The organism is Pseudonocardia sp. Ae505_Ps2, assembly GCF_001932425.1.
Taxonomy (GTDB): Bacteria; Actinomycetota; Actinomycetes; order Mycobacteriales; family Pseudonocardiaceae; genus Pseudonocardia.
On record NZ_MCIP01000001.1, the window covers coordinates 841,824 to 865,111 of the forward strand.

The 23,288-nt window shown below is 75.3% G+C and carries 22 protein-coding genes; 3 read left to right on the forward strand and 19 right to left on the reverse strand.

The genetic code is table 11. The features are described from left to right. The 7 genes from Ae505Ps2_RS03830 to Ae505Ps2_RS03860 form a co-directional block, all read right to left on the reverse strand. A complete protein-coding gene (locus tag Ae505Ps2_RS03830; protein ID WP_075309988.1) occupies positions 1-1,542 on the reverse strand; it encodes a uroporphyrinogen-III synthase in 1,542 nt (513 codons plus the stop codon). Between the two features lie 16 nt (positions 1,543-1,558). After that, positions 1,559-2,515: a hydroxymethylbilane synthase gene (gene hemC / locus Ae505Ps2_RS03835; RefSeq protein WP_020626099.1), complete on the reverse strand. Its 957-nt coding sequence runs from the start codon at positions 2,513-2,515 to the stop codon at positions 1,559-1,561. Continuing rightward, the gene (locus Ae505Ps2_RS03840; RefSeq protein ID WP_075309986.1) at positions 2,512-3,948 is read right to left on the reverse strand and encodes a glutamyl-tRNA reductase; all 1,437 of its coding nucleotides are present in this window, start codon (positions 3,946-3,948) and stop codon (positions 2,512-2,514) included. Before Ae505Ps2_RS03840 ends, hemC begins: the two co-directional genes overlap by 4 nt. A gap of 4 nt (positions 3,949-3,952) precedes the next feature. Further along, complete coding sequence (locus tag Ae505Ps2_RS03845; RefSeq protein WP_075553411.1) at positions 3,953-4,681, reverse strand: redox-sensing transcriptional repressor Rex; 729 nt, start codon at positions 4,679-4,681, stop codon at positions 3,953-3,955. A gap of 485 nt (positions 4,682-5,166) precedes the next feature. Next, positions 5,167-6,861 (reverse strand): molybdopterin-dependent oxidoreductase, encoded by a 1,695-nt coding sequence (locus Ae505Ps2_RS03850; RefSeq protein ID WP_083695305.1) that lies wholly within the window; start codon positions 6,859-6,861, stop codon positions 5,167-5,169. Then, positions 6,858-7,094 (reverse strand): glutaredoxin family protein, encoded by a 237-nt coding sequence (locus tag Ae505Ps2_RS03855; RefSeq protein WP_060710448.1) that lies wholly within the window; start codon positions 7,092-7,094, stop codon positions 6,858-6,860. Before Ae505Ps2_RS03855 ends, Ae505Ps2_RS03850 begins: the two co-directional genes overlap by 4 nt. 1 nt (position 7,095) lies before the next feature. After that, complete coding sequence (locus Ae505Ps2_RS03860) at positions 7,096-8,697, reverse strand: AMP-binding protein (protein WP_349289816.1); 1,602 nt, start codon at positions 8,695-8,697, stop codon at positions 7,096-7,098. Positions 8,698-9,425: 728 nt separating this feature from the next. On the opposite strand from Ae505Ps2_RS03860, the gene Ae505Ps2_RS03865 reads away from it, so the two are divergent. The 3 genes from Ae505Ps2_RS03865 to Ae505Ps2_RS03875 all read left to right on the forward strand — a co-directional run bounded on the left by Ae505Ps2_RS03865 (position 9,426) and on the right by Ae505Ps2_RS03875 (position 12,815). Beyond that, positions 9,426-10,064 carry a sigma-70 family RNA polymerase sigma factor gene (locus tag Ae505Ps2_RS03865; protein ID WP_043280249.1) on the forward strand — a complete coding sequence of 213 codons (639 nt, stop codon included), beginning with the start codon at positions 9,426-9,428 and terminating at the stop codon, positions 10,062-10,064. A 190-nt stretch (positions 10,065-10,254) separates the two neighbouring features. Then, positions 10,255-11,673, forward strand: a complete 1,419-nt coding sequence (locus Ae505Ps2_RS03870) for a DUF5667 domain-containing protein (protein ID WP_075553413.1) — start codon at positions 10,255-10,257, stop codon at positions 11,671-11,673. Between the two features lie 251 nt (positions 11,674-11,924). Next, entirely contained in the window at positions 11,925-12,815 is an 891-nt protein-coding gene (locus Ae505Ps2_RS03875) for an HAD-IB family hydrolase (protein WP_075309978.1), read from the forward strand. A gap of 13 nt (positions 12,816-12,828) precedes the next feature. Here the strand turns inward: Ae505Ps2_RS03875 and Ae505Ps2_RS03880 are convergent, their stop codons facing one another. From Ae505Ps2_RS03880 to Ae505Ps2_RS03935, 12 genes are all read right to left on the reverse strand, one after another. Further along, positions 12,829-13,227 carry a DUF5313 family protein gene (locus Ae505Ps2_RS03880; RefSeq protein WP_075309976.1) on the reverse strand — a complete coding sequence of 133 codons (399 nt, stop codon included), beginning with the start codon at positions 13,225-13,227 and terminating at the stop codon, positions 12,829-12,831. After that, positions 13,224-14,249, reverse strand: coding sequence for a lysophospholipid acyltransferase family protein (locus Ae505Ps2_RS03885; RefSeq protein WP_233147670.1), 1,026 nt, complete (start codon positions 14,247-14,249; stop codon positions 13,224-13,226). Before Ae505Ps2_RS03885 ends, Ae505Ps2_RS03880 begins: the two co-directional genes overlap by 4 nt. 17 nt (positions 14,250-14,266) lie before the next feature. Beyond that, a complete protein-coding gene (locus tag Ae505Ps2_RS03890; RefSeq protein WP_060710443.1) occupies positions 14,267-15,313 on the reverse strand; it encodes an NAD-dependent epimerase/dehydratase family protein in 1,047 nt (348 codons plus the stop codon). A gap of 175 nt (positions 15,314-15,488) precedes the next feature. Then, complete coding sequence (locus Ae505Ps2_RS03895) at positions 15,489-15,590, reverse strand: AURKAIP1/COX24 domain-containing protein (protein WP_010241351.1); 102 nt, start codon at positions 15,588-15,590, stop codon at positions 15,489-15,491. 210 nt (positions 15,591-15,800) lie between these two features. Then, complete coding sequence (locus Ae505Ps2_RS03900) at positions 15,801-16,013, reverse strand: helix-turn-helix domain-containing protein (protein WP_020625776.1); 213 nt, start codon at positions 16,011-16,013, stop codon at positions 15,801-15,803. A gap of 186 nt (positions 16,014-16,199) precedes the next feature. Then, the gene (gene proC, locus Ae505Ps2_RS03905) at positions 16,200-17,000 is read right to left on the reverse strand and encodes a pyrroline-5-carboxylate reductase (protein ID WP_075309974.1); all 801 of its coding nucleotides are present in this window, start codon (positions 16,998-17,000) and stop codon (positions 16,200-16,202) included. Between the two features lie 20 nt (positions 17,001-17,020). Next, on the reverse strand, positions 17,021-17,866 hold the full coding sequence (locus Ae505Ps2_RS03910) for a thioesterase family protein (protein WP_075333922.1): 846 nt from the start codon (positions 17,864-17,866) through the stop codon (positions 17,021-17,023). 9 nt (positions 17,867-17,875) lie between these two features. Further along, the gene (locus Ae505Ps2_RS03915) at positions 17,876-18,760 is read right to left on the reverse strand and encodes a sugar phosphate isomerase/epimerase (protein WP_139318914.1); all 885 of its coding nucleotides are present in this window, start codon (positions 18,758-18,760) and stop codon (positions 17,876-17,878) included. Positions 18,761-18,762: 2 nt separating this feature from the next. Continuing rightward, a complete protein-coding gene (locus Ae505Ps2_RS03920) occupies positions 18,763-20,271 on the reverse strand; it encodes a hypothetical protein (RefSeq protein ID WP_139320125.1) in 1,509 nt (502 codons plus the stop codon). Continuing rightward, positions 20,271-21,278, reverse strand: coding sequence for a Ppx/GppA phosphatase family protein (locus tag Ae505Ps2_RS03925; RefSeq protein ID WP_075309968.1), 1,008 nt, complete (start codon positions 21,276-21,278; stop codon positions 20,271-20,273). Before Ae505Ps2_RS03925 ends, Ae505Ps2_RS03920 begins: the two co-directional genes overlap by 1 nt. Positions 21,279-21,324: 46 nt before the next feature. Next, positions 21,325-22,014, reverse strand: coding sequence for a response regulator transcription factor (locus tag Ae505Ps2_RS03930; RefSeq protein ID WP_075309966.1), 690 nt, complete (start codon positions 22,012-22,014; stop codon positions 21,325-21,327). A gap of 1 nt (position 22,015) precedes the next feature. Further along, the gene (locus tag Ae505Ps2_RS03935) at positions 22,016-23,278 is read right to left on the reverse strand and encodes an ATP-binding protein (RefSeq protein WP_060710437.1); all 1,263 of its coding nucleotides are present in this window, start codon (positions 23,276-23,278) and stop codon (positions 22,016-22,018) included. Positions 23,279-23,288: the final 10 nt, after the last annotated feature.

Sequence of the window (23,288 nt, forward strand, 5' to 3'; positions counted from 1 at the left end):
TCAGCGGCGGCGAGCCTTCACCTTCTTCGGCGGCGGCAGGTTGCCCTCGGCGCGCAGCTTCGCGGTGTGGCTGGCCAGCGCGTCGACCAGGGTCGGGACGCGGGACTCCTCGGGCTGCACGTCGACCCGCAGGCCGAACTCGCGCGCGGTCTCCGCGGTGGCCGGGCCGATGCAGGCGACCAGGGTCCTGGCGTGCGGCTTGCCGGCGATGCCGACCAGGTTCCGCACCGTCGACGACGAGGTGAAGCACACCGCGTCGAAGCCGCCGGTCTTGATCGCCTCACGGATCGGCGCGGGCGGCGGGGCGGCCCGGACGGTCCGGTAGGCCGTCACGTCGTCGACCTCCCAGCCGCGCTCCTGCAGCCCGGCCGACAGCGTCTCGGTGGCGATGTCGGCGCGCGGGAGCAGCACCCGGTCGACCGGGTCGAGGACGTCGTCGTGCGGCGGGAAGATGTCCAGCAGGCCCTCGGACGTCGAGGACTGGGCCTCGTCGATGTCGGGGACGAGCTCGGGCTCGATGCCGAACTCGCGGACCTTCTCCGCGGTCGAGCGGCCGACACAGGCGATCTTCACGCCGGAGAAGGCGCGGGCGTCGAGGCCGAACTCACCGAACTTCTCCCAGACGGCCTTGACCGCGTTGGTCGAGGTGAACACGACCCACTGGTAGCGGCCGTCGACCAGGCCTTTGACCGAGCGCTCCATCTGCGCGGGCGACCGGGGCGGCTCGACGGCGATCGTCGGCACCTCCTCCGGGATGGCGCCGTGCATCCGCAGCCGCTCGCTCATCACGCCGGCCTGGTCCTTGGTGCGCGGAACCAGGACCCGCCAGCCGTAGAGCGCGCGCGACTCCCACCAGGACAGCTCGCCACGGCGACCGGCGGCCTCGCCGACGGTGAGGACGAGCGCGCCCTCCAGGTCACCGCCGTCGGCGGCGATCCGCCCGACCGACGACGAGATGGTCCGCTGGGTGGAGGTGGTGCCGCCCGCGGTGATCGCGACCGGCGTCTCGTCCGGGACACCCTGAGCGGTCAGACCGGCGGCGACGTCGCCGAGCAGCGCGCTCGTCGCGTGCAGCACGACCGGACCCGGGCTCGCGGCCAGCGCGGCCCAGTCGACGCCCGCGCGGACGTCGGCCTCGACGTGCGCCGACCCGAGCGCGACACCGGCGTAGGCCGGGACCGCGGTCGAGGACGGGACGCCCGGAACCACGTCGAACGGCGTGCCCGAGGCGGACACGGCCATCGCCTCGGCGACGACGGCGTCGTTGGTCAGCGGGTCACCGGAGACCAACCGGGCCACCGAGCGGCCCTGGCCGGCCTCGCTGAGCAGGTCGCTCGCGATGTCGGCGGGCTGCCCGACGGCCGGGCGCACCTCGGCGCCGTCCGCGGCCAGGGCGAGGATGCCCTCGGGCACGTCCGGGTCGGTGATGACCAGCGGCGAGCCGGCGAGCACGTCCCGGGCACGCACGGTGAGCAGCGCCGGGTCCCCCGGTCCGCTGCCCACGAAGGCGATCCGCCCCGAGGTGTTGGCAGGTCCTGTCATTGAAGAAACTCCCGAATCAGCGGTTGGCGGGACCACCGGGACCTGCGGGGCGCAGGTCCTCGGCTCCCAGGTCGAGAAGCTCGAGGGCGACCGCGGCCCCGATCTTCTCTGCGTCGTCCATGTCTCCGGTGGCGGAGGCGCGCACCACGTCGCCCCCCGCGATGTCCCCGATCCCCAGCGCGCCGCGCAGCGACAGCCGGTCGACCGCGCGGCCGTCGTCGTCGAGGTCGGAGACGACCTCGGCGAGCGCGCCGACGGGGGTCGTGCACTCGGCCTCCAGCCCCGCCAGCACCGCACGCTCGGCGGTGACGGCGAAGCGCACACCGCTGTCGTCCAGCACCGCGGCCAGCACCGCCGCCAGGTCGGTGTCGGCGGTGCGGCACTCGATCGCCAGCGCGCCCTGGGCCGGGGCGGGCAGCATCTGCAGCGGGTCGATCAGCTCGTCCGCCTCGTCGACGCGGCCCAGCCTGCGCAGTCCCGCGGCGGCCACGACCACCGCGTCCAGCTCGCCGGACCGCACCTTCCCGATCCGGGTGTCCACGTTCCCGCGGATCGGCAGCACCTCCAGCCCCAGGCCGAGCGCGTGCAGCTGCACGGTCCGGCGCGGGGACCCCGTCCCGACCCGGGCACCACGGCCCAGCTCGCCGAGCACCCGACCGCCGGTGACCAGCGCGTCGCGGACGTCCTCGCGCTCGGGGACCGCCGCGATCGTCAGCCCCTCGGGCTGCGCGCTCGGCAGGTCCTTGTACGAGTGCACGGCCACGTCGATCTCGCCGGCGTAGAGCGCGTCGCGCAGCTGCGAGACGAACACCCCCACCCCGATCTGCGGGATCGGCGCCGACGAGCGGTCACCGCTGGTCGAGATGGTGACCAGCTCGCACGGGTGGCCGGCGGCGACGAGCCGGTCGGCCACGGTGGTGGACTGCGCGACCGCCAGCTTCGACGGCCGGGTGCCGATCTTCAGGACGCTCACGAGATCTGCTCCGGGGGACGGGACCCGATCGACGGGGTGACGTCGAACGGCACGGTGGGGTCGCTGAAGCGCAGGGCGGCGGCGACGTCGCCGCCGTCGACGCTGGCGTCGGCGCCACGGACCGGGGCAGCGACCGCGGCGGCGGCCTGCGGGTCGAGTTCGAACAGGGTGCGCAGCGCCGCGGCGTAGCTGTCCCCGTCCGGGCCCTCGGCCAGGCGCTTCACCTGGACGGTGGGGGTGTGCAGCAGCTTGTCGACGACCCGGCGCACGGTGCGGGAGAGCTCCTCGCGGACCCGGGCGTCCAGATCGGGCAGCCGCGAGTCGAGGCGCAGCAGCTCGGCGTCGACGACCTCCGAGGCGCGCCGGCGCAGCGCGGTGACCGTCGGCGTGACCTCGGCCGAGCGCTGCCCGGCCAGGTACTGCTGGGCCTCGGCGTCGACCATCTTCTGGGCCACGGCGACCGAACCGCCGTCGGCGACGTCGAGCAGCCGACGCTGCAGGGTGATCAGGTCGACCATGCGCACGCCGGCCAGCTCTCCGACGGCCGGGTCGACGTCGCGCGGCAGGCCCAGGTCGCACACGACCAGGGGGGAGGTGCGGCCGTTCAGTGCCTGCGCGACCGGCTCGACGTCGACGACGTGGCCGATCGCGCCGGTACAGGCCAGCAGCAGGTCCGCGTCGCGCAGCTCGGCGGCCAGGTCGTCCATCACCGCGAAGCGCGCCGTGGTGCCCGGGTCCGCGTGCTCCAGGATCTTCTCGACGAGCCGCTCGCCGCGCTCGGCCGACCGGTTCAGCACGACGATCTCGCCTGCCCCGGCGCGACGCAGGTGGGCCGCGGCCAGCGCGCCCATCGCGCCCGCCCCGACGATGACGGCGCGGCGCCCGGCCAGACCGTCCCCGCCGAGCTCGCGGTCGGCGTCGCGCAGGGCCTCCGACACGACCGAGGCACCCGCCTCGTCGATACCGGTCCCGGCGTGCACCCGCTTGCCGACCCGCAGCGCCTGCTGCACCAGCTCGTGCAGGACCTTGCCGACGGCGCCCGCGCTGTCCGCGGCGGCGTAGGCACCGCGCAGCTGGCCGAGGATCTGCGACTCGCCGACCACCATCGAGTCCAGGCCCGCCGCGAGCGCGAACAGGTGCTGGACCGCCGAGCCCGCGTAGTGCACGAACAGGTGCTCGGACAGCTCGCCGATCGGGAACCCGGCATGGGCACCGAGCACGTCGGTGACGTCGCCGAGGCCGCCGTGGAACGCGTCCACGACCGCGCAGATCTCGATCCGGTTGCACGTGGAGAGGACGACCGCCTCCTCCACGTGCGAGCGGTCGAGCATCTCCTCGAGCAGCTTGGGCACGTCACCCGGAGCGACCGCGAGGCGCTCCAGCACCTCGACCGGAGCGCTGCGGTGCGACAGGCCGACCACGAGGACGCTCATGGCTCTACGACACCACCGATTCGTTCGTCTTGTCCGTCACCGCGGCGGCACCGGTGTGCCGTCGCGCCACGTGGAACGCGAGGACCTGCAGCTCGACCGACAGGTCGACCTTGCGGACCTCGACGTCGTCCGGGACCGTGAGCAGCACCGGAGCGAAGTTGAGGATGGACTGCACACCCGCCGCCACGAGCAGGTCGCAGACCTTCTGGGCAGCCGGCCCCGGCGTCGCGATCATCCCGATGGTGACGCCGTCACCGGCGCACACCTCCGGGATCTCGCGCGCGTGCCGCACCCGGATGCCGTTGATCTCACTGCCGACGAGGTCGTCGTCGACGTCGAACAGGGAGCTGACCGGGAAGCCCCGGCCCGCGAAGCCGGAGTAGCCGGCCAGGGCGTGGCCCAGGTTGCCGACGCCGACCAGCGCGACCGACTGCCGCTGGTCCATGCCCAGCTCGCCCTGCAGCCGACCCTGCAGCGAGGCGACGTCGTAACCGACGCCGCGCACGCCGTAGGAACCCAGGTAGGACAGGTCCTTGCGGAGCTTGGCCGAGTTGACCCCGGAGGCACCGGCGAGCTCCTCGGACGACACCGTCTCGACGCCCGCGTCGCGCAGCTCACCGAGCACGCGCAGGTACACCGCGAGCCGGGACACGGTCGCCTCGGGCACCGGGCGCGCGGGGCGCTCGCCGGTGCCGTCGGGCGCGGCGACGCCGGACTCGGGCGGCAGGGTCACGGGCCGTCCTCCTCGGGCGTCGGTCGGCGGGCGGCCGGGGTCCCGGTGGCCGTCCTGCTCACGGGGGCTTGTCCGCGGGCGGTCGGTCATCGAGACTGGGCGTGCTCCGTTCGGGGATGTACAGGGGCCGGTCGTCGGCGTGCTCGCGGCACGCCCGCGAACCGGCCGGACGGGCTGCGGACGGACGAGACCCGGCGTCCTCGGCGCCGCAGGGGCACCGTGCCACCGGGACCGGCGACGGGAACCCACGGTAGCCGCTTGTGAAGGCACGCACAAAGTTGCGATCTTGGTCCTCTCCGTGCTCGACCCCGCCCCTGACCTGGAGCTACCGGTGATCGACGGGCAGGAACCGCTCGTCGTGCGACGACCGCCACGTCGTTCCCCACGACACCACCGTCACGCAGTCCTGACGACCGCTCGTGACACAGCTCTCCGCGCGGAGGGGGCCCACCGGGATCCAGGTCGGCGCCGCCCTTCGCTGTCTCTCAGGTCACGGTGACCGTGCGGGTCGGCCAGCCGGTCGCCGCCCCCGGCAGCGGGGAGCGGCGCTCGGCGGTCTGGACGACGCCGTCGCCGTCGGTGGCCCGGCACACCAGGGTGTACCCGCCCGGCGGCAGCTCCAGCTCGGCGCGCCACTGCCGCCAGGTCGCCCCGCCGGCGGGCACCGGCGCGAGCTCGGCGGTCACCCAGGACCCGGACCCGCCGCCGTCCTGCACCCCGACCTCGACCCGGCGGATCCCCCGGGGCACCGCCCAGGCGGTGCCGGTGACCACGACCCGGCCGGCGGGCACGCTCGCGTACGAGGCGGGCGACTCGATCCGCGCGGCCGTCTCCATCGGTCCGGGCGGGGCCCACCCGCGGGCGCGCCAGTAGTCGGCGCGCGCGCCGAACGTCGTGAACTCGATGTCGGTGACCCACTTGGTGGCCGAGACGTAGCCGTAGAGCCCGGGGACGACGATCCGCACCGGGAAGCCGTGCTCGGGCGGGAGCGCGACCGGGCCGTCGGGGCCGGCCATCGCGACCGCGAGCAGCGCGCCGCGGGCGGGGTCGAGCAGCAGCGACGACGGGCTGCCCGCCGTCCAGCCGTCGGTGGAGGTGGACAGCGCCTGGTCCGCGGCCGGGTCGGGCTCCGCGGCCGCGAGCAGCGGCGCGAGCTCGACGCCGGTGAACCGGGTGGTGGAGACGAGGTCGCCGCCGACCTCGTTGGAGACGCACGCCATCGTCACCCAGCGTTCGACGAGCGGGCGGGCCAGCAGGTCGTCGAGGGTGAGGGTGAGCTCGCGCCCGACCCGCCCGTGCACCCGCAGGCTCCACGACGCCGGGTCGACCGACGGGACCCGCAGCGCGGTGTCGATCCGGTAGAAGTCGTCGACGGCGGTGGTGAACGCGGCCGCGCCGGGCACCTGTGCCCCCGCGGGCAGCGCCGGTGCGGCCGCGATGCGGCCCTGCGCGGCGAGCGTCCGGATCCGGGCGGTGAGCGCCTCGCGTGCGGGCCCGATCCGGCCCGAGGGCAGCAGCGGCGCGGCGGCCGTGGCCCCGGTGCCCAGCACGACCCCGCCCGCCCCCGCCAGCGCGGTGGTGCGCAGGAACCGCCGCCGGGTCAGCGACGACCGGACCGGCCGCCCGTCGGGCAGCGTCCCGTCCGCGGTCGGGGCGGGGATCCGGGCCGCCAGCGCGTGCAGCTTCCGGAACACCGTCACCGCGACGACCGCGGCGGCACCCGCCGGGACCATGTCGAGCTGACCGGCGCCCGACGCCGTCGCCGCGGCGACCACGCCCGCCAGCCCGAGCACCGCGAGCCCCCACGCACCGGGCCACGGTGAGCGGCGCGACAGCGCCCCGAGCCCGGCCGCGGCGAGCGCCAGGACGACGAGCACCCCGGCGACGACGGTGTGGCGGCTGCCGATCCCGGCCCCGACCGTCGCCGCACCGGCCAGCGCGGGCGGGGTGAGCGCCACGACCTGCTCGGCGACGGCGTTCACCGGCCCGGCGGCCGGGGCGACCAGCAGCGCGAGCGCCTGCCCGGCGCCGACGCCCAGCGCGGCCGCGGCGAGCCCGGCCAGGGCGGTGCGGGCGGGCGGCGCGGGACGGGCCGGCCGCGTCCCCCTGCCGGCCGGGCCTCCGTCGGGGAAGGCCCGACCGTCGACGGTGGAGGCCGGACCGCCCGGGGCCGGGCTCACCGCCGGGCCAGGTCCGCGCGCAGGCGCTCCTCGTCGACCCGGAACGAGTCGTGCTCACGGCCGTCGAGCAGCACCACCGGCACCTGGTCGCCGTACTCGGCGCGCAGCTCGTCGTCGGAGTCGACGTCGACGGTGTCCCAGCCGGTGTCCGTCTCGGCGCACACCCGGGCCAGCACCTCGGCGGCGTCGTCGCACAGGTGGCAGCCCACCCGGGTCAGCAGTCGTACCCGCATCTCACATCCTCGCCAGTGTCCTCCGGGCGATCTTGCCCGTCGGGGTGCGGGGCAGCTCGTCGACGAACGCGACGACGGCGGGCCGCTTGAACCGGGCGAGCCGGGCCGCGCAGTGCTCGGCGACCGTCTCCTCGGTGAGCTCGGCGCCCGCGACGGGCACGACGACCGCCTTGACCGCGGCGCCGGTCCGGTCGTCGGGCACCCCGACGACGGCGACCTCGGCCACCGCGTCCAGCTCGGCGACGACCTGTTCCACCTCGCGCGGGTAGACGTTGAAGCCGTTGACGATGACCAGGTCCGAGGACCGGTCGACGAGGTGCAGGTCGCCGTCGGCGTCGAGGTAGCCGACGTCGGCGGTGACGAACCAGCCGTCCTCACCGGGGCCGCCGCAGCCGTCGGGCCAGTAGCCGGAGAACAGGTTGGGGCCGCGCAGCGCGATCAGGCCGGTGTCGTCGGCGGGGTCGGAGTCGTCGTCGTAGTCGAGGTCGTCGAGCGGGTCCTCGCCGCGCGGGGCCGGCTCCGGGTCGCGCCGCGGCAGCGGCTGCCCCGCGGGGTCGACCAGACGCAGCTCCACCCCGGGCAGCGGCCGGCCGACCGAGCGCGGCTTGGCCGGGCGGCCCAGGTCGTTGCTGGTGACGACGGGCCCGCCCTCGGTGAGGCCGTAGCCCTCGTGCAGGTCCAGCCCGCTCGCCGCGCGGAAGTCCGTGAGCCAGCTCGCGGGCAGCGGGGCGCCGCCGGAGGTGCACAGCCGCACCCCCGCCATCGCGGCGCGCAGCCGCTCGGGCCCGAGGTCGAGCAGCATCCGGAACATCGACGGCACCCCGGCCACGACGCTGACCCGCTCCTGCACGACCGCCTCGGCCAGCCGGTCCGGGGAGAACCGGCCGGGCAGCACGACGGTCGCGCCGGTCCAGCAGACCTGCAGCAACCCGGCGGCGAGCCCGTAGACGTGGAACAGCGGCAGCGCCAGCAGGACCCGGTCGACCGCGTTGACCGGTGCCGGGCGGAGCTCCCCCGCCTGCTCGCGGTTGGCCAGCAGCGCGCGGTGCGACAGCCGCACCCCGCGCGGACGCCCGGTGGTGCCGGAGGTGAACACGACCAGCGCGATCCGCTCGGGGTCGGCGGGGGCCCGGTCGACCGGGGCGTCCGGGACCGGGGCGGCCAGGTCCGGCGGGCCCAGCAGCGTCGCGCCGACGCCCTCGGCGCAGCCGGCCGCGACGGCGTCGTCGGGGCGGGCGACGACCGCGACCGGCCGGGCCTGGTCGAGCACGACCTCCAGCTCGCGGGTCACCGCGCCTGCGCCGAACGGTACGACGACCGCGTCGGCCCGCAGCGCTCCGAACAACGCCACGCAGTAGTCGGCCCCGTCGGGCAGGCCGATCGCGACCCGGTCGCCGTGGCGGACGCCCGCCGCACGCAGCCGGGCGGCCTCGGCGGAGACCGCCGCGTCGAACGCCGACCAGGTCAGGGTGAGCGGTGCCGCGCCGGACAGGTCGCGGACGGCGTCGTGCCCGGGGCGCTCGGAGGCGTTGCGCGCCACCAGGTCGGCGAGGTGGGTGGGCCGCTCGGGACGGTGGCCCGGCGCGGGGTCGGAACTCGGCACGGCGGTCTCCATCCTCGGACCCCGCCGGGGCGGGGTCGGCTCGTCGGCACGCGTCACGGCCAGTGTTCCAAACCCGGCCGGGACCGTCGCGCCCCGAGGGACCGCTCACCGCTGTGTACGCCACGTGTCGATTCGGACACGCTTCGCGCACGGTTCGTCCACCGCGCGTATCGGGCCGCTCGCCGGAACGGCACGCGACGAGAGGCGGCGAGTGCGCTGCGCCACTCGACAGACGTCTATGCTCCGCCGCTACATGTAGTTCAACGCGTGAACCGCCGGTTCGTCGCGCGACTCACCCGAGGGAGTGGCATGCAGCTCGACGCCAGCGCGCCACGGTGCACACCGTGCCGCGCCGCGCGGGACGCGCCGGCGGTCCCCGCCCGCCGGGTCGCCCGCCGAGCCGTACCCCGTCCGACCCCCCGGGATCCATGACCCGGCCGACGCGACCGCACCGGCTGCTCCGACAGCAGCGCTCCGAGACCATCCCCGAGACCGTCCGTCCGCCCCGGGCCCCCGAACCCGGCGAGGACAGACCCGACACCGTCCGCCCCCAGCCGGACGGGGAGGTGTCCGTGACTTCAGCGACCTCTGCGCCGTCCCAGCCGACGGGGCCGATCGCGTCCGCTCCCCTGGTCGACGCTCCCCCCACGTACCCCGCAGGCCCTGCGCTACACCGCCCGGACGGCCGGACCACCCGGTCGGGTCCGCCGGGCCGTACCGAGCAGGACATGCCGATGCCACGACGGGCACCGCAGATCTCGCAGGAGCTGCAGCGACCGGAGGCCGACCCGGCCGACGAGGCCGCCCGCGCCGTCGAGGACGCGAACAGCTCCTGGGCACTGGTCGAGGCCTGCCAGGCCGGCGACGTGGCCGCGTTCGGCGAGCTCTACGAGCGCTACCACGACGTCGTCTACCGGTACGTGCTGTTCCGGATGGGCGACCGGTCCTTCGCCGAGGACGTGACCCAGGAGACCTTCGTCCGGGCCCTGCGCCGGATCTCCTCGGTCAGCTACCAGGGCCGCGACATCGGGGCCTGGTTCGTCACCATCGCCCGGAACCTGATCTTCGACTACGTCAAGTCCAGCCGCTTCCGGCTGGAGCAGACGACCTCGGAGATCGTCGAGCTGTCGCCCAGCACCGGTGGCCCCGAGCAGCAGGTGCTCGACATGGCCACCAACGACGAGCTCCTGGCCTCGATCGCCAAGCTCAACTCCGACCAGCGCGAATGCATCCAGTACCGGTTCCTCAAGGGCCTCTCGGTCGCCGAGACCGCCGAGCTGATGGACCGCAACGAGGGTGCGGTCAAGGCGCTGCAGCACCGCGCGGTGCGTCGCCTCGCACAGCTCCTCCCGGACGGCCTGCGGTGAGCGGGTCTCCCGCCGGAACAGCCGGAACGCGAGAGGGTGTGTCGATCACTGCGCCGAACGCACTACTCGATGCGGTGAACGGTTGGAAGGCCGTAACCTCGTCCGCAGTCGGTCGTTGTACCGACCGGCGCGCACTGACGGCGCCACACGCGCCGACGAGCAGCGCGAGACTGCAGTGAGGACGGACGGCATGCCCAGGGCATGGGACGACGGGTATCCCGGCGACGACGGTTTCGACCGCGCGCCGGCGGGTGCCCCTGCATCGGAGGAGCTGGCGCACGAGATCGCGCTGGCCGCCGCGCTGGACCGTTCGCGGCGTGACCTCTCGCCCGATCCGCACGCCTCGGCCCGGATGCGGGCACGGCTGTTCGAGGTGCTGGCCCAGGAGGGCGTCGGGCAGCAGTCCGGCGGGCCCTCGTTCGGCGGCCGGTTCGACCGCGTCGACCCGGCCGACCTCACCGCGCCGATCGGCCCGCCGATCGCCGACGACCTCGACTGGGACGCGGTGTCCAACCGCCGCGCCGCCGGCGAGCACGCCCCGGCCGCGGACGACCCGACCGGTCGCGGCGGCCGTCCGCGGCGTGGCCGCCACGTGCTGCCGTCGGACCACCCGGACCACCCCGAGCAGGTGAGTGCCCCGGCCGGACCGGCCCGCGACGCCGAGGCGGGGCCCGGCCGCGACGACTCCGCCCGTCCGGCGTCGTCCGGCGCCCGGATGCTGGACCGCCGTCGCCCGAGCGTGCGCAAGCGCTTCGGCGTCGTCGTCGGCGGGTTCGCCGCGCTCGCGGTGATCGCCGGTGTGACCTCGACCGTCAGCCGCGACGCCCTGCCCGGCGACGCGATGTACGGCATGAAGCGCGCCAGCGAGAGCGTCGGCGGGGTGTTCACCGTCGGCCAGCAGGCCGAGGCCGCCCGCCAGCTCGACCTGGCTCGCTCCCGGGTCGACGAGCTGGAGAGCCTGGTCGCGCGGTCCACGCCGCCGTCGCCGGACGCGGTGGCGTCCGCGATGGGCGACTTCGACCGGGCCACCAGCACCGGCAGCAGGCTGATGCTGGCCGGCGCGGGCACCGACGGCGCGGACACCTCGCGTCTGGCCGAGCTGCGGACCTGGGCGGCCGCCCAGTCCGGGCGCATCACCCGTCTGCAGTCCGACCTGCCCGCCGAGAGCCGCGGGGAGACCTCGGAGGCCATCCGCCTGCTGGACCGGGTGCTGACCCGGGCCGAGGCGCTGCGGGCCGGCACCGGCTGCGCCGCGGACAGCGGCGGCACGGTCGACGACCTCGGCCCGGTGCCCGGCGAGTGCCGCACCGCGGGTGGGCCCTCCGCGGCCCAGGCCGTCGAGCAGTCCGCACCGGTGACGCCGTCGGAGTCCGCGACCGGCACGCCGTCGCCGACCTCCGGTCCGGCCACCTCGACCTCCCAGCCCCCGACCACCTCGGGGTCCTCGCAGGACGGCGGTGGGCTGCCGCTGCTGGACGGCGGTGGCTCGGCCACCTCCGAGAGCGGGTCGAGCAGCTCGTCGGAGCCGTCGGCGGAGCAGAACCGCCTGCTGCCGCCGATCACGATCCCGCCGCTGCTGCCGGGCCTCGGCCCGGTCACCCTCGGCTGATCCAGCCCGGAGACCACGGGGACGGGCCCGGCGCCCGGTACGTCGACACGTGTCACGTACCGGAGGCCGGGCCCGCTCCCGCGTTCCGGCAGTAGGCTGGGGCCGCGCCCCGATCCCCTCGGGACGCGAGACGCCGTCGCACCAGGAAGGCCGCCGTGGTGAGTGATCCCGGGTCCGTCCCCCCTCTCGACCAGAGCGGGACCCGCGAGTCTCACCCGCCCATCGACACCGGGCTCTCCGAGGAGCCGGGGGTGCTGGAGCGGGCGACCGCGCTCGACTCCGCGCAGCGGGCGGGGCAGGCCTCCGCCGCTGCGGCCGTCGCCGCCGAGGCCGACGACCACCCCGACGGCCCGGAGGGCGGGGACGGCGCCCCGCCGGACCTCACCGCCGCCGCGTTCTTCGACTGCGACAACACGATGATGGTCGGCGCGTCGATCTTCCACTTCGCCCGTGGGCTGGCCGCGCGCAAGTTCTTCACCACCTCCGACCTGGCCGGGTTCGCCTGGCAGCAGATCAAGTTCCGGGTCGGCGGCCGGGAGGACAAGGGCGGCATCGCGGGGCACCGCGACACCGCGCTGTCGTTCGTCGCGGGCCGTCCGGTCGACGAGGTCGTCGCGCTCGGCGAGGAGATCTACGACGAGCTGATGTCGGACCGGATCTGGGCCGGGACCCGGGCGCTGGCCCAGATGCACCTCGACGCCGGCCAGCGGGTGTGGCTGGTCACCGCGACGCCGATCGAGCTGGCCCGCATCATCGCGCGGCGGCTCGGGCTGACCGGGGCGCTGGGCACTGTCGCGGAGTCCGTCGACGGGCTCTACACCGGGCGGCTGGTCGGCGAGATCCTGCACGGTCCGGCGAAGGCGCACGCGGTCCGCGCGCTGGCCGCGTCGGAGGGTCTGGACCTGCGTCGCTGCACCGCGTACTCGGACTCGGTGAACGACGTCCCGATGCTGTCGGCGGTCGGGACCGCGGTCGCGGTGAACCCGGACTCGGAGCTGCGCGACGTCGCGAAGGCCCGCAACTGGCAGATCCGCGACTTCCGGACCGGCCGCAAGGCCGCCAGGATCGGGGTGCCCTCGGTGCTCGGTGCGGGCGCCGTCGCCGGTGCGGTCGCGGCCGGGATGGCCTACCGCAAGCGCTGACCCGCCCGGCCGCTCAGGGTGGCGGGGCCCCGCGATAGCGCTCGGCGTAGCGGCGGGCGGCCTCGGCCCGCTCGTCGGCGGTGGCCTCCAGCCGCGTCGCGCGGGCGGTGCCCGCGGGGTAGCCGGCCTTCACCACCCGGTGCTCGACGGACTCCTCCATCACGAACAGCGCGTACTGCAGCGACACCAGCCAGCCGAGCAGCAGGGCGCTGAGCCGCAGCCACAGCGGGCCGGGGATCACCAGGGCCAGCGGCACCGACAGCAGCGTCAGCACCGCCGCGGTGCGCGCGAAGTGGCGCAGGTGCCAGGTCCGGCAGGTCGTGTCGTGCAGCACCCACTCGCGGTACCGCGCGGGCAGCCGCCCGCCGGCGGCGTACCACAGCCACCGCAGCGGGTCCGGCCGTCGGATCATCCCAGGAACACGTTGCGGCGCTGGGACAGCAGCCGGTACAGCGTGTGCTGGATCGTCTCCCGGACCTGGTCGGTCAGGTTGAACACGAGCATCGGGTCGTCGGCGTCGGACGGCGCGTGGTCGTCGGTGCGGATCGGCTCGCCGAACTCGATGTACCACTTCGACGGCAGCGGGATCAGCCCCGCCGGGCCGAGCAGCGGGAAGGTCGGCGTGACCGGGAAGTACGGCGCGCCGAACAGCCGGGCCAGCGGCGCCAGGTCACCGATCTTGGGGTAGATCTCCTCGGCGCCGACGATCGAGCACGGGATGATCGGGACCCCGGTCCGCAACGCGGCGGAGACGAACCCGCCGCGGCCGAACCGCTGCAGCTTGTAGCGGTCCCGGAACGGCTTGCCGATGCCCTTGAACCCCTCGGGGAACACCCCGACGAGCTCGCCGGAGGTCATGAGCCGCTCGGCGTCGGGGTTGCAGGCCAGCGTCGCGCCGGCCTTGCGGGCCAGCGAGCCGGACACCGGCATGGTGAACATGAGGTCGGCGCCGAGCAGCCGCAGGTGCCGGTGCGACGGGTGGTCGTCGTGCACCGCGACGGTGGTCATGACCGCGTCGAGCGGCAGCGTCCCGGAGTGGTTGGCGACGATCAGCGCGCCACCGGTCTCGGGGATGTGGTGGGTGCCGATGGTCTCGACCCGGAACCAGCGCTTGTAGAGCGGGCGCAGGGCGGGCAGCACCATCGCGTCGGTGAGCTCGCGGTCGAAGCCGAACTCGTCGATCGGGTAGTCGCCCGCGAGCCTGCGGCGCAGGAACTCCAGGACCTGCTCCAGCGCGGCCTCCCAGGCCGGGCCCTCGGTCTCCTCGGGCTCGGCCGCGGAGGGGACCGGCGCGGGTCGTGACGGCTCCTCCGCCCGCGCAGGCCGGGCAGGCCCCCGGTTGCCCCGGATCGGGATCACCCGCGCCTCGGCCATGCCGTCGCCCTTCCTCGTGCCACCGCGGCCGCCCGGCCGTCCCTGCTCGTGTGCCCGCATGCCGCCGTCCCGGCCCGTCACCGCAGCGCCCGGGCCAGGCCGAGCACGCCCCGTTCGATGGAGGCGATCCGCTCCGGGCCGAGGACCGGCGCCAGCGCCTTGCCGCGCACGAAGTCGTCGAACGCCTGGGTGGTGGTCCACCGTGGTTCGAAGCCGAAGTCGTTGATCAGCCGGGTGAGGTCCACGACCCGGCCGAAGTTGAGGAAGCGCATCTGCTCCGGGGAGAAGTCCACGACGCGCGCGCCCCGCAGCACCCGGCTGACCGGCCCGACCGCACCGCTCGGCACCGGGACGGCGATCTTGCCGGCACGGCGGATGGCCTGGGACAGCATCAGCACCCCGTGCGCGGCGACGTTGAACACGCCCGGCAGCTCGTGGGTGGCGGCACGCTCCAGCACGGCGAGGCCGTCCTCCTCGTGCAGCAGCTGGATCCGCGCGTCGTAGCCCAGCACGGTGGGGACGACCGGCAGCGCGAAGTAGCGCGACAGCACGGTGTCCATCCGCGGGCCGATGAAGTTGGCGAACCGCAGGACCGTGGTGGTGACGTCCGGGCGGCGACGGCTGAACCCGCGCAGGTAGCCCTCGATCTCGGCGGCGTCCTTGGCGTAGCCGCCCGACGGCAGGTCCTTGGCCCCGATGGCCTCGTCGAACACGGCGGGGTCGCGCGGGCTGGAGCCGTACACCGCGGTCGTCGACTTGAGCACGACGCGGCGGACGCTCGGCGCCTTCTGGCACGCGGCGAGGAGCTGCATCGTGCCGATGACGTTCATCTCCTTCATCGTCGCGCGGCCGCCCGACGATGCGGGGCTGGCCGAGAGCGACGCGTGCACGACCGTGTCGACGCCTCCGGAGGAGATGACCTTCGCGATGAGCGGGTTGCGGATGTCGGCGCGCACGAACTCGGCGCGGCCCATCCGCTTCAGCAGGTCCCGGGGCGGCGGGACGGTGTCCACACCGAGCACCCGGTCGATGGACGGGTCGGCCGCCAGCCGGGCCGCGAGGTGCCCGCCGAGGAAGCCGCTGACCCCGGTGACCAGCACGACGTTCGGGGTCGGCCGGTCCATGGGCGCTCCGTTCACCGGGGGCTGACGCGAGATCGTCCGATCGTAGACCCGCCCCGTCACACCGGGCAGGTACGCGGACACGTGAGGTGCGCGACGCGTCCGACCGGGGTACGGACCGCCACAACGACACCGGCCGCGCACCCGCCGGAGGGCGGGCACGCGGCCGGTGCGCGAGTCACTTGCCGAGCTTGCGGCGCTGCACCCGGGTCTTGCGCAGCAGCTTGCGGTGCTTCTTCTTCGACATCCGCTTGCGGCGCTTCTTGATGACCGAGCCCATGTGGGTGCTCCTCCTGTGTCGACGCAGATCGTCAGCGACCGCTCCACCGGGTGACCTCGGAGTGGGCCGCCCGCACGATCCGTGCACGTGGACACGAGGCGCGGGCCGGGCGACGCCCGCCGGAGCGGGCGACGACGCGATGCGACCGGTGGGGGTCGGCAGCCGGTTCACCAGTCTACCCGGGCGTACCGGCCGTCACCCCACGGGGGATCAGCCCGCGTCGAAGTAGGCGTTGCGCAGGTAGTCCTCCACCGCGCGCTGCGGCACACGGAACGAGCGACCGACCCGCGCAGCGGGCAGCTCGCCCGAGTGGACGAGCCGGTACACGGTCATCTTGGAGACGCGCATCATCGACGCGACCTCGGCCACCGTCAGGAACTGGACCTGGGACGACCGCAGGGGCTCGGGTCGTTCCGCCGCCATGGGGCACCGCCTTCCTCCCCCGAGAGGGGTTCCCCGGTTCGCCCGGTGGTGGGGGATGCAGGTGCAGTCTACCGGGGCGGATGTGACGATCGGTCCGCCAGAGGGGGGGCTCGATCGTGCTACGGCACGGCGCGTCCGAGTGACTTTGCGTCATACGATGCGCTGAACGAGGTACCGCTGGTCCGGTCAGCCGCGACCGAGCGCCACCGAGCGGTCGTACGCTGCGGTGACCGCGTCGGCCAGTGCCGTGCGCAGCCCGTGCCGCTCCAGCTCGCGCAGGGCGGCGGCCGTGGTCCCGGCGGGCGAGGTGACGTTCTCCCGCAGCACCGCGGGGTGCTCGCCGGTCTCGCGCAGCATCCGCGCGGCGCCGAGCGCGGTCTGCACGGTCAGCTCGGTCGCGTCCGGGCGGGTCAGGCCCAGCCGGACCCCGGCCTCGATCATCGCCTCGGCGACGAGGAAGAAGTACGCGGGCCCGGAGCCGGACAGGGCGGTCGCGGCGTCCTGCTTCGCCTCGTCCAGGCGCAGCACCGCGCCGACGGTGGACAGCAGCGTCTCGGTCTCGTCGAGGTGCGCGGGGGTCGCGTGCGCACCCGGGGAGATCGCGCACATCGCCGCGCCCAGCAGCATCGGGGTGTTCGGCATGACCCGCACGACCGGCGTGCCCTCGGGCAGGGCGCCCTCGAACAGCGAGGTCGGCAGGCCCGCGCACAGCGACACGACGAGCGCGCCAGGCTCCAGCACTCCGGCGACCTCGCCGAGCAGCGTGACGACGTCCTGCGGCTTGACGGCGACGACCACCGTCCCGGCCCCGCGCACCGCCTCGTCGACCGGGGCCGCGGTCACCCCCAGCGACGCGGTCAGCTCCTGCGCCCGGGCCGGGGACCGCTCGGCCACCACCAGGTCACCGGCGTACCGCCCGGCCGCCAGCAGCCCGCCGAGCAGCGCCTCGCCGATCCGTCCCCCACCCAGTACCGCGATCCTCGTCATGGGAGGAGCGTAGGAACCCCTCAGCCGGCCTGTGGGGCCAGGGCGAGCTGGCGGGCCTGGCAGACGGTGCGGCCGTGCGCGTCGACGACGGTGACGTCCTCGTCGAACTGCGCGCTCGACACCCCGCCACCGGCGGACGGGCTCGCCACGGCGCCGGAGCGGGACTCGACCCGCAGCCAGCCCGGAGCCGGGCGGGCCCGCAGCAGCGCGGTGAGCTGCACCGTCGGCGCCCAGCCGAGGGAGCCGCCGAGGTTGAACACCGTCGGGGGCAGGATGTCGCCGGACATCAGCGCGAACAGCACGTCGGGCTCCTCCCCGCGCGGGCGGACCCAGCCGGCCATCTCCGGCGGCCCGGTCTCGCCGCGCAGGAACGGCAGGGCACCGCGCGGGTAGCGCAGCTCGCAGGCGGCGGCGAGGCCGCGCGCGCCACCCTCGGCCGAGGCCGGGTCGAGCGCGTCCGGGTCCGGTTCGACGGCGAGCGCAGAGCCGTCGTCCAGGCGCGGGGCGTCGGTCGGGAGCACACCCGCGGTGACCGTGGAGTGCAGCATGAGCCGGCCCTGCTGGTGCAGGCGGACGGCGACCGTGGACACCGTCCGCCCGATCTTGAGCGGGTCGGTCGTGATCTCGACCGGCCCCAGGTCGGGCGCGCGCAGGAAGTCCACGGCGACGGCGAGCGGGTCGGGTGCGGGGGCCTCGTCGGCCGCGAGGCGGGCCAGCCCGGACTTCGCCATGAGCACCATCAGCAGGCCGCCGAACGCCTTGTCCCCGATCGCCCAGGTCCCGTCGAGCCGGGCGCGGAACCGGCCGTCCCCGAGGTGCTCGATGTCGTGCGCGTCGGCGAACGGCCGGACCGTCGTACTGCTCATGCGAGCATGTTACCCACGGGTAGGAGCGATGGCGGACATCGTCGGCGTGAGGTGCAGCCGGGCGAACAGCAGCGACTCGGCGAGCAGCCCGGTGCGTTCCTGGCGGGTCCGGCAGCGCCGGGTCGACACCTCCAGCACGACGGTGCCGCCGTCCGCGGCGAACCGGGAGTCGGCCAGGCGCTCGCACACCTCGGCGCACGGCTGCGTCCCGCGGCCGGGGACCAGGTGTTCGTCGCGCGGGGCTCCGGAGCCGTCGGTGAGGTGCAGGTGGGTGAGCCGGTCGCCCATCCGCTCGGCGAGGTCGAGCGCGTCGACCCCGGCCGCGGCGGTGTGCGACAGGTCCAGGGTGTACGCACCGAACCCGATCTCCGTCGGGTCGTGGCCCAGCGCGTAGGGCACGGTGCTGATCGCGCCGCGGGTCACCGGGAACATGTTCTCCACCGGCAGCGTGACGTCGTGGACCTCGTGGGCGCGGGCGACCTCGTCGGCGAAGACCCCGGCGTAGCGGCGCTGCCAGCGGAACGGCGGGTGCACCACCACGGTGCGCGCGCCCAGCCGGGCGGCGACCTCGACGGTGCGCCGCAGCCGGTGCACCGGGTCGGCGCCCCAGACCCGCTGGGTGACGGCCAGACAGGGCGCGTGCACCGCGAGGATCGGCACCCCGTGTCGGTGGGCGAGACGCTCGACCGCTCGGGGGTCCTGGCTGACCGGGTCGGTCCAGATCATGAGCTCGACGCCGTCGTAGCCCAGCTCGGCGGCGATCTCGAACCCGGCGGCGACTCCCTCCGGGTAGACCGAGGCCGTGGACAGCGCGACGGGTGCCGACCCGGTCGGGTCGGCGACGGGCGGGCGCGACGGTGTCACGAAGCGTGGAGTCGTCGCGCCGTCGCTCATCGTTACCGGTCCAGCAACACCAGGATCGCCGGGGACACGGTCAGCAGCAGTCCGACGAGAACCGCGAACAACGTGGTCTTCAGGTCGTCCTGCCGCAACAGGGCCCGCACACCGAGGACGAGGCCCACGGTGATCAGGACCGACGCGGCGATGGCGACGAAGGCGAGCGAACTCCACAGGTAGCGGAACAGCACCCAGATCGCCGCACCGGCGACGGCGCCGCCGATCCACTGGGCGATGACGACCGCCCAGGCCTGGCCGGTCCCCGCCGCACCGGCCGGGGCGTCGTCGTCGAGGCCCGCGGGCGGCTGCGCACCGCTGTCGGTGACGGCGTCGCGGCGCCCGGAGCGGCGGCGCGGGGGCTCGTCGTCCTCGACCGCGCCGGCGGCGAGCTCGCCGTGGTCCTCGTAGTCGTCGTAGTTCTCGTAGTCGTCGTGGTCGGTGTAGTCGTCGTGGTCGCGGTCGTCCTGGGGGCGCTCGGGGGCCAGCACACCGGTGCGACCGCCGTCGGCGGAGCCGGGCCCGTCGTCGTACCCGGCGGGGCCGTGCCGGCCGTCGTAGCGGGGGTCGGCGTCGTAGCCCCGGTCGTCGTGGCCCTGGTCCCGGTCCTGATAGCCCTGCCGGACGTCGTAGCCCCGGTCGTCGTAGCCCCGGTCGTCGTAGCCCTGCCGGTCGTCGTAGTCGTCGGCGAACGGGTCGTAGGCGCCGGTGGGCGGGCCCGCGTCGGCCGGACGCGCACGTCCGGTGGGGCCGTCGTGCTCGTCCTCCAGCGGCGGGGCGCCGAACTGGGTGGGCGGGCCACCGTCGTCGTCGGCCGTGGGGGCCGGGCGGCGGGTGCCGAGCCGGCTGGTCGGGATCTCGTCGGCGACGCCGTCGGCCGTGCCGGGCGGGGGGCCGTACGGAGCGGACGGGCGCGGGGCGTCGCCGCGGGGTCCCCAGTCCTGGGTGGCGGGGCCGTCGTCGCGGCCGTAGGGGCGGCCGTTCGGCGGGCCCTGCGGCTCGGGGGCGAACGGACGGGCCTGCGTGGCCGGTCCGGGGCCCGCGGCCCACTGCCCGGGGGGTGGGCCCTGTGGCCTGCGGGGCGGGGCGCCGCCGAAGACCGCGGCCCCGTTCGGGCCGCTGCCGTTCGGAGTGCCACCGTGGGCGGCACCGCCGTTCGGCGCGTTGCCGTTCGACACGAACGGCTCCGGCGCGCGCCCGGTCGAGCCCTCGGAGGGGTCGGGGCGGCGCGCGGGCGGGAACGAGGGGTGGTCGAGGGGCGGCGGACCGTCGCCGCCGCGCGGGGCGAACCCGCCCGCGCCCTCGGGCGGGCGGACACGGTCGGCGGCCGCCGGGCGTCGCGGCGGGGCCGCCACGTCGGTCCGCGCGGGTGCCGCGGACGACGGGGCGCCGGGGCCCTCGTCGTCCTCCGCGGCGCGACGACGGCGGCGTCGTCCGGGCTGCTGGCCGCCGTTGGCGGCCAGGAGCTCCGCGACCGTCCGCTGGCGAGGCTCTCCGCTGTCCACACTCATCACGACCACCGTGCCCTGTGCGTTGTCAAGGGTCCAAGCCCGTCCGGGGTTGTCTGCGCCGAGCGGTCGTCCCCGTTCGTCCCATCGAGCATGTCGAAGCGCCGGAGGATCACTCCCTCGCGCAACGCCCACGGACAGATCTCGAGTTCGGTCACGCCGAGGGCGTCCATCGCCGCCTGGGCGACGACCGCCCCGGCGACGAGCTGGTGCGCCCGGCTGGCGCTCACGCCGTCGAGCTCGGCGAGGTCGGGGCCCGACATCCGGGTGATGAACGCCGACAGCTGGCGCAGACCCTGCGCGGTCAGCGTGCGGCGGGCCCCCGGCCCGGCGCTGGACGGCGCGGCGCCGGCCAGCCGGGCCAGCGTCCGGAAGGTCTTGGAGGTGCCCACGGCCCGGTCCGGGCGGCCCGCGGCACGCAGCCGTCCGGCGATGGGGGCGATCTCGTCGCGGACCCGTTCGGTCAGCGCGGCGACCTCCGCCCGCGACGGCGGGTCGGAGGTGAACGCGTCGCGGGTCAGCCGCCCCGCGCCGAGCGGCACCGACGCGGCGACGTCGGGAGTCTCGTCCCGCCCGACGGCCAGCTCCAGCGAGCCGCCGCCGATGTCGAGCACGAGCAGCCGCCCGGCCGACCAGCCGCACCAGCGGCGGACGGCGAGGAAGGTCCAGCGGGCCTCGTCCTCGCCGGGCAGGACCTCCAGCGCCACCCCGGTCTCGCGCTGCACCCGGGCGAGCACCTCGGCGGAGTTCGTCGCGTCGCGCAGCGCGGAGGTGGCGAACGCCAGGAGGTCGTCGCAGCCGGCGGCCCGGGCGGTGTCCCGGGCCCGGTGCACGCTCTCCAGCAGCGCCTTCACCCCGTCGCGGCTCAGGGCGCCCTTGCGGTCGAGGTGCTCGGCCAGACGCAGCTGGTCCTTCTCCGACGACATGGGCTTCGGATGGGCACCCCGGTGGGCGTCCACCACCAGCAGATGGACGGTGTTGGACCCCACGTCGAGAACGGCCAGGCGCACCCGGTCAGGTTACCGAGCCGTTATCGACCGTCGGGCAACCCCTGGCTCACACGTCGAACTTGTAGCCGAGCCCGCGCACCGTGACCAGGTGCTTGGGCGCCGAGGGGTCGCCCTCGACCTTGGACCGCAGCCGCTTGACGTGCACGTCGAGGGTCTTGGTGTCGCCGACGTAGTCCGCGCCCCACACCCGGTCGATCAGCTGGGCCCGGGTGAGCACCCGCCCGACGTTGCGCAGCAGGTACTCCAGCAGGTCGAACTCCTTGAGCGGGAGCGCGACCTCGTCGCCGTTGACCGACACGACGTGCCGCTCGACGTCCATCCGCACCGGGCCGGCCTCCAGGACGCCGGTGCCGCCCTCGGCCTCGCCGCCGGCCTCGCCGCCGCGGCGCAGCACCGCGCGGACGCGGGCGATGAGCTCGCGCGCCGAGTAGGGCTTGGTGACGTAGTCGTCGGCGCCGAGCTCCAGCCCGACCACCTTGTCGATCTCGCTGTCCCTGGCGGTCACCATGATCACCGGCACGGCGGAGCGGGAGCGCAGCGCCTTGCAGACGTCGGTGCCGCTCATACCGGGCAGCATCAGGTCCAGCAGCACGATGTCGGCACCGTTGCGCTCGAACTCGCTCAGCGCGTCGTTGCCGTTGGCCGCGACGGCGGTGGTGAACCCCTCCTTGCGCAGCATGAACGCGAGCGGGTCGGCGAAGGACTCCTCGTCCTCGACGATCAGCACCCTGGTCATCTCATCCTCCGGTTCCGGCGGTCTGGGGGGAGCTGCCGACGGCAGCCTCACCGTGCGGGGCGCCGCCGATGCCCATCCGGGCGGGCAGGCGCATGGTGAAGGTCGATCCGGTGCCGGGGCGGCTCCACAGCCGCACCTCGCCACCGTGGTTGGCGCAGACGTGCTTGACGATCGCCAGGCCGAGCCCGGTGCCGCCGGTGGCCCGCGAGCGGGCGGGGTCGACCCGGAAGAAGCGCTCGAAGACCCGCTGCTGGTGCTCGGGGGCGATGCCGATGCCGCGGTCGGTCACGGCGATCTCGATCGAGCCGTCGACCGCGCGCCGGCTGACCGACACCGACGAGTCCGCCGCGGAGTAGGCGATCGCGTTCTCCAGCAGGTTCGTCAGCGCGGTGACCAGCAGCGTGCGGTCGCCGTCGACGACCAGCCCCGAGTTCTCGTCGGCGGTGATCTCGACGGCGTGCGACTCGGCGGAGTTGCGGCTGCGGGCCAGCGCCTCGGAGACGACCTCGTCGACGTCGACGGCGGCCAGCGCGGGCAGCCGTTCGGCACCGGTGAGCCGGGACAGCGCGATCAGCTCCGAGACCAGGTTGCCCATCCGGGTCGCCTCGCGCAGCAGCTTGTCGCCGAACCGGCGGACCTCGCCGACCGCGTCCGGGTCGGGCTCGCCGCCGTCGGCGCGCTCCAGGCCGTCGAGGCTGTCGAGCAGGGCCTCGGCCAGCAGCGCGACCGCGCCGACGGGGGTCTTGAGCTCGTGCGAGACGTTGGCGACGAAGTCGCGTCGGGTCGCCTCCAGCCGGGCCACCTCGGAGGTGTCGACAGCCTCGACGAGCGCGAAGCCGTCGCCGAGGGAGCGGATCCGGGCCTGCACCGCGACCGGGCCGCGGGGCGTGCGGTCCAGCGGCGAGAGGTCGACGGTGTAGTCGCCGGAGGCGAGCAGCCGGTCCCCGCCCTGCACCCGTCGGCAGGCGGCGAGCGCGCGCGGGTCGAGCCGCTCGCCGGTGACGGCGCCGAGCGCGGCGGCCCGCCGGTTGTGCAGGAGCACCTCACCCCCGGCCCCGACGACGGCGAGCCCGGAGCTCGACTGCCGGAACGTGCGGTGCAGCAGCTCGCCGAGGGTCGGGCCGTCGACGGCAACGGGGTCCGCCGGAGGGCGGCCGGTGCCGGGGCTGGTCCGGCCGTGCGACGACCGTCGCGCCAGTGCCACCCCGGCGGCGAGACCGAGGAGCAGGGCGAGGGCCGAGATCAGCCACGCGAGCGTGGTCACGGGTGCATGG

What these genes read in the sequence shown, in the direction of transcription:
- Ae505Ps2_RS03830 (WP_075309988.1), bottom strand. Translation starts at nt 1,542, where the DNA reads ATGACAGGACCTGCCAACACCTCGGGGCGGATCGCCTTCGTGGGCAGC.
- Ae505Ps2_RS03840 (WP_075309986.1), bottom strand. Translation starts at nt 3,948, where the DNA reads ATGAGCGTCCTCGTGGTCGGCCTGTCGCACCGCAGCGCTCCGGTCGAG.
- Ae505Ps2_RS03855 (WP_060710448.1), bottom strand. Translation starts at nt 7,094, where the DNA reads ATGCGGGTACGACTGCTGACCCGGGTGGGCTGCCACCTGTGCGACGAC.
- Ae505Ps2_RS03865 (WP_043280249.1), top strand. Translation starts at nt 9,426, where the DNA reads ATGCCGATGCCACGACGGGCACCGCAGATCTCGCAGGAGCTGCAGCGA.
- Ae505Ps2_RS03870 (WP_075553413.1), top strand. Translation starts at nt 10,255, where the DNA reads ATGCCCAGGGCATGGGACGACGGGTATCCCGGCGACGACGGTTTCGAC.
- Ae505Ps2_RS03880 (WP_075309976.1), bottom strand. Translation starts at nt 13,227, where the DNA reads ATGATCCGACGGCCGGACCCGCTGCGGTGGCTGTGGTACGCCGCCGGC.
- Ae505Ps2_RS03885 (WP_233147670.1), bottom strand. Translation starts at nt 14,249, where the DNA reads ATGCGGGCACACGAGCAGGGACGGCCGGGCGGCCGCGGTGGCACGAGG.
- Ae505Ps2_RS03890 (WP_060710443.1), bottom strand. Translation starts at nt 15,313, where the DNA reads ATGGACCGGCCGACCCCGAACGTCGTGCTGGTCACCGGGGTCAGCGGC.
- Ae505Ps2_RS03895 (WP_010241351.1), bottom strand. Translation starts at nt 15,590, where the DNA reads ATGGGCTCGGTCATCAAGAAGCGCCGCAAGCGGATGTCGAAGAAGAAG.
- Ae505Ps2_RS03900 (WP_020625776.1), bottom strand. Translation starts at nt 16,013, where the DNA reads ATGGCGGCGGAACGACCCGAGCCCCTGCGGTCGTCCCAGGTCCAGTTC.
- proC (WP_075309974.1), bottom strand. Translation starts at nt 17,000, where the DNA reads ATGACGAGGATCGCGGTACTGGGTGGGGGACGGATCGGCGAGGCGCTG.
- Ae505Ps2_RS03910 (WP_075333922.1), bottom strand. Translation starts at nt 17,866, where the DNA reads ATGAGCAGTACGACGGTCCGGCCGTTCGCCGACGCGCACGACATCGAG.
- Ae505Ps2_RS03915 (WP_139318914.1), bottom strand. Translation starts at nt 18,760, where the DNA reads ATGAGCGACGGCGCGACGACTCCACGCTTCGTGACACCGTCGCGCCCG.
- Ae505Ps2_RS03920 (WP_139320125.1), bottom strand. Translation starts at nt 20,271, where the DNA reads ATGAGTGTGGACAGCGGAGAGCCTCGCCAGCGGACGGTCGCGGAGCTC.
- Ae505Ps2_RS03930 (WP_075309966.1), bottom strand. Translation starts at nt 22,014, where the DNA reads ATGACCAGGGTGCTGATCGTCGAGGACGAGGAGTCCTTCGCCGACCCG.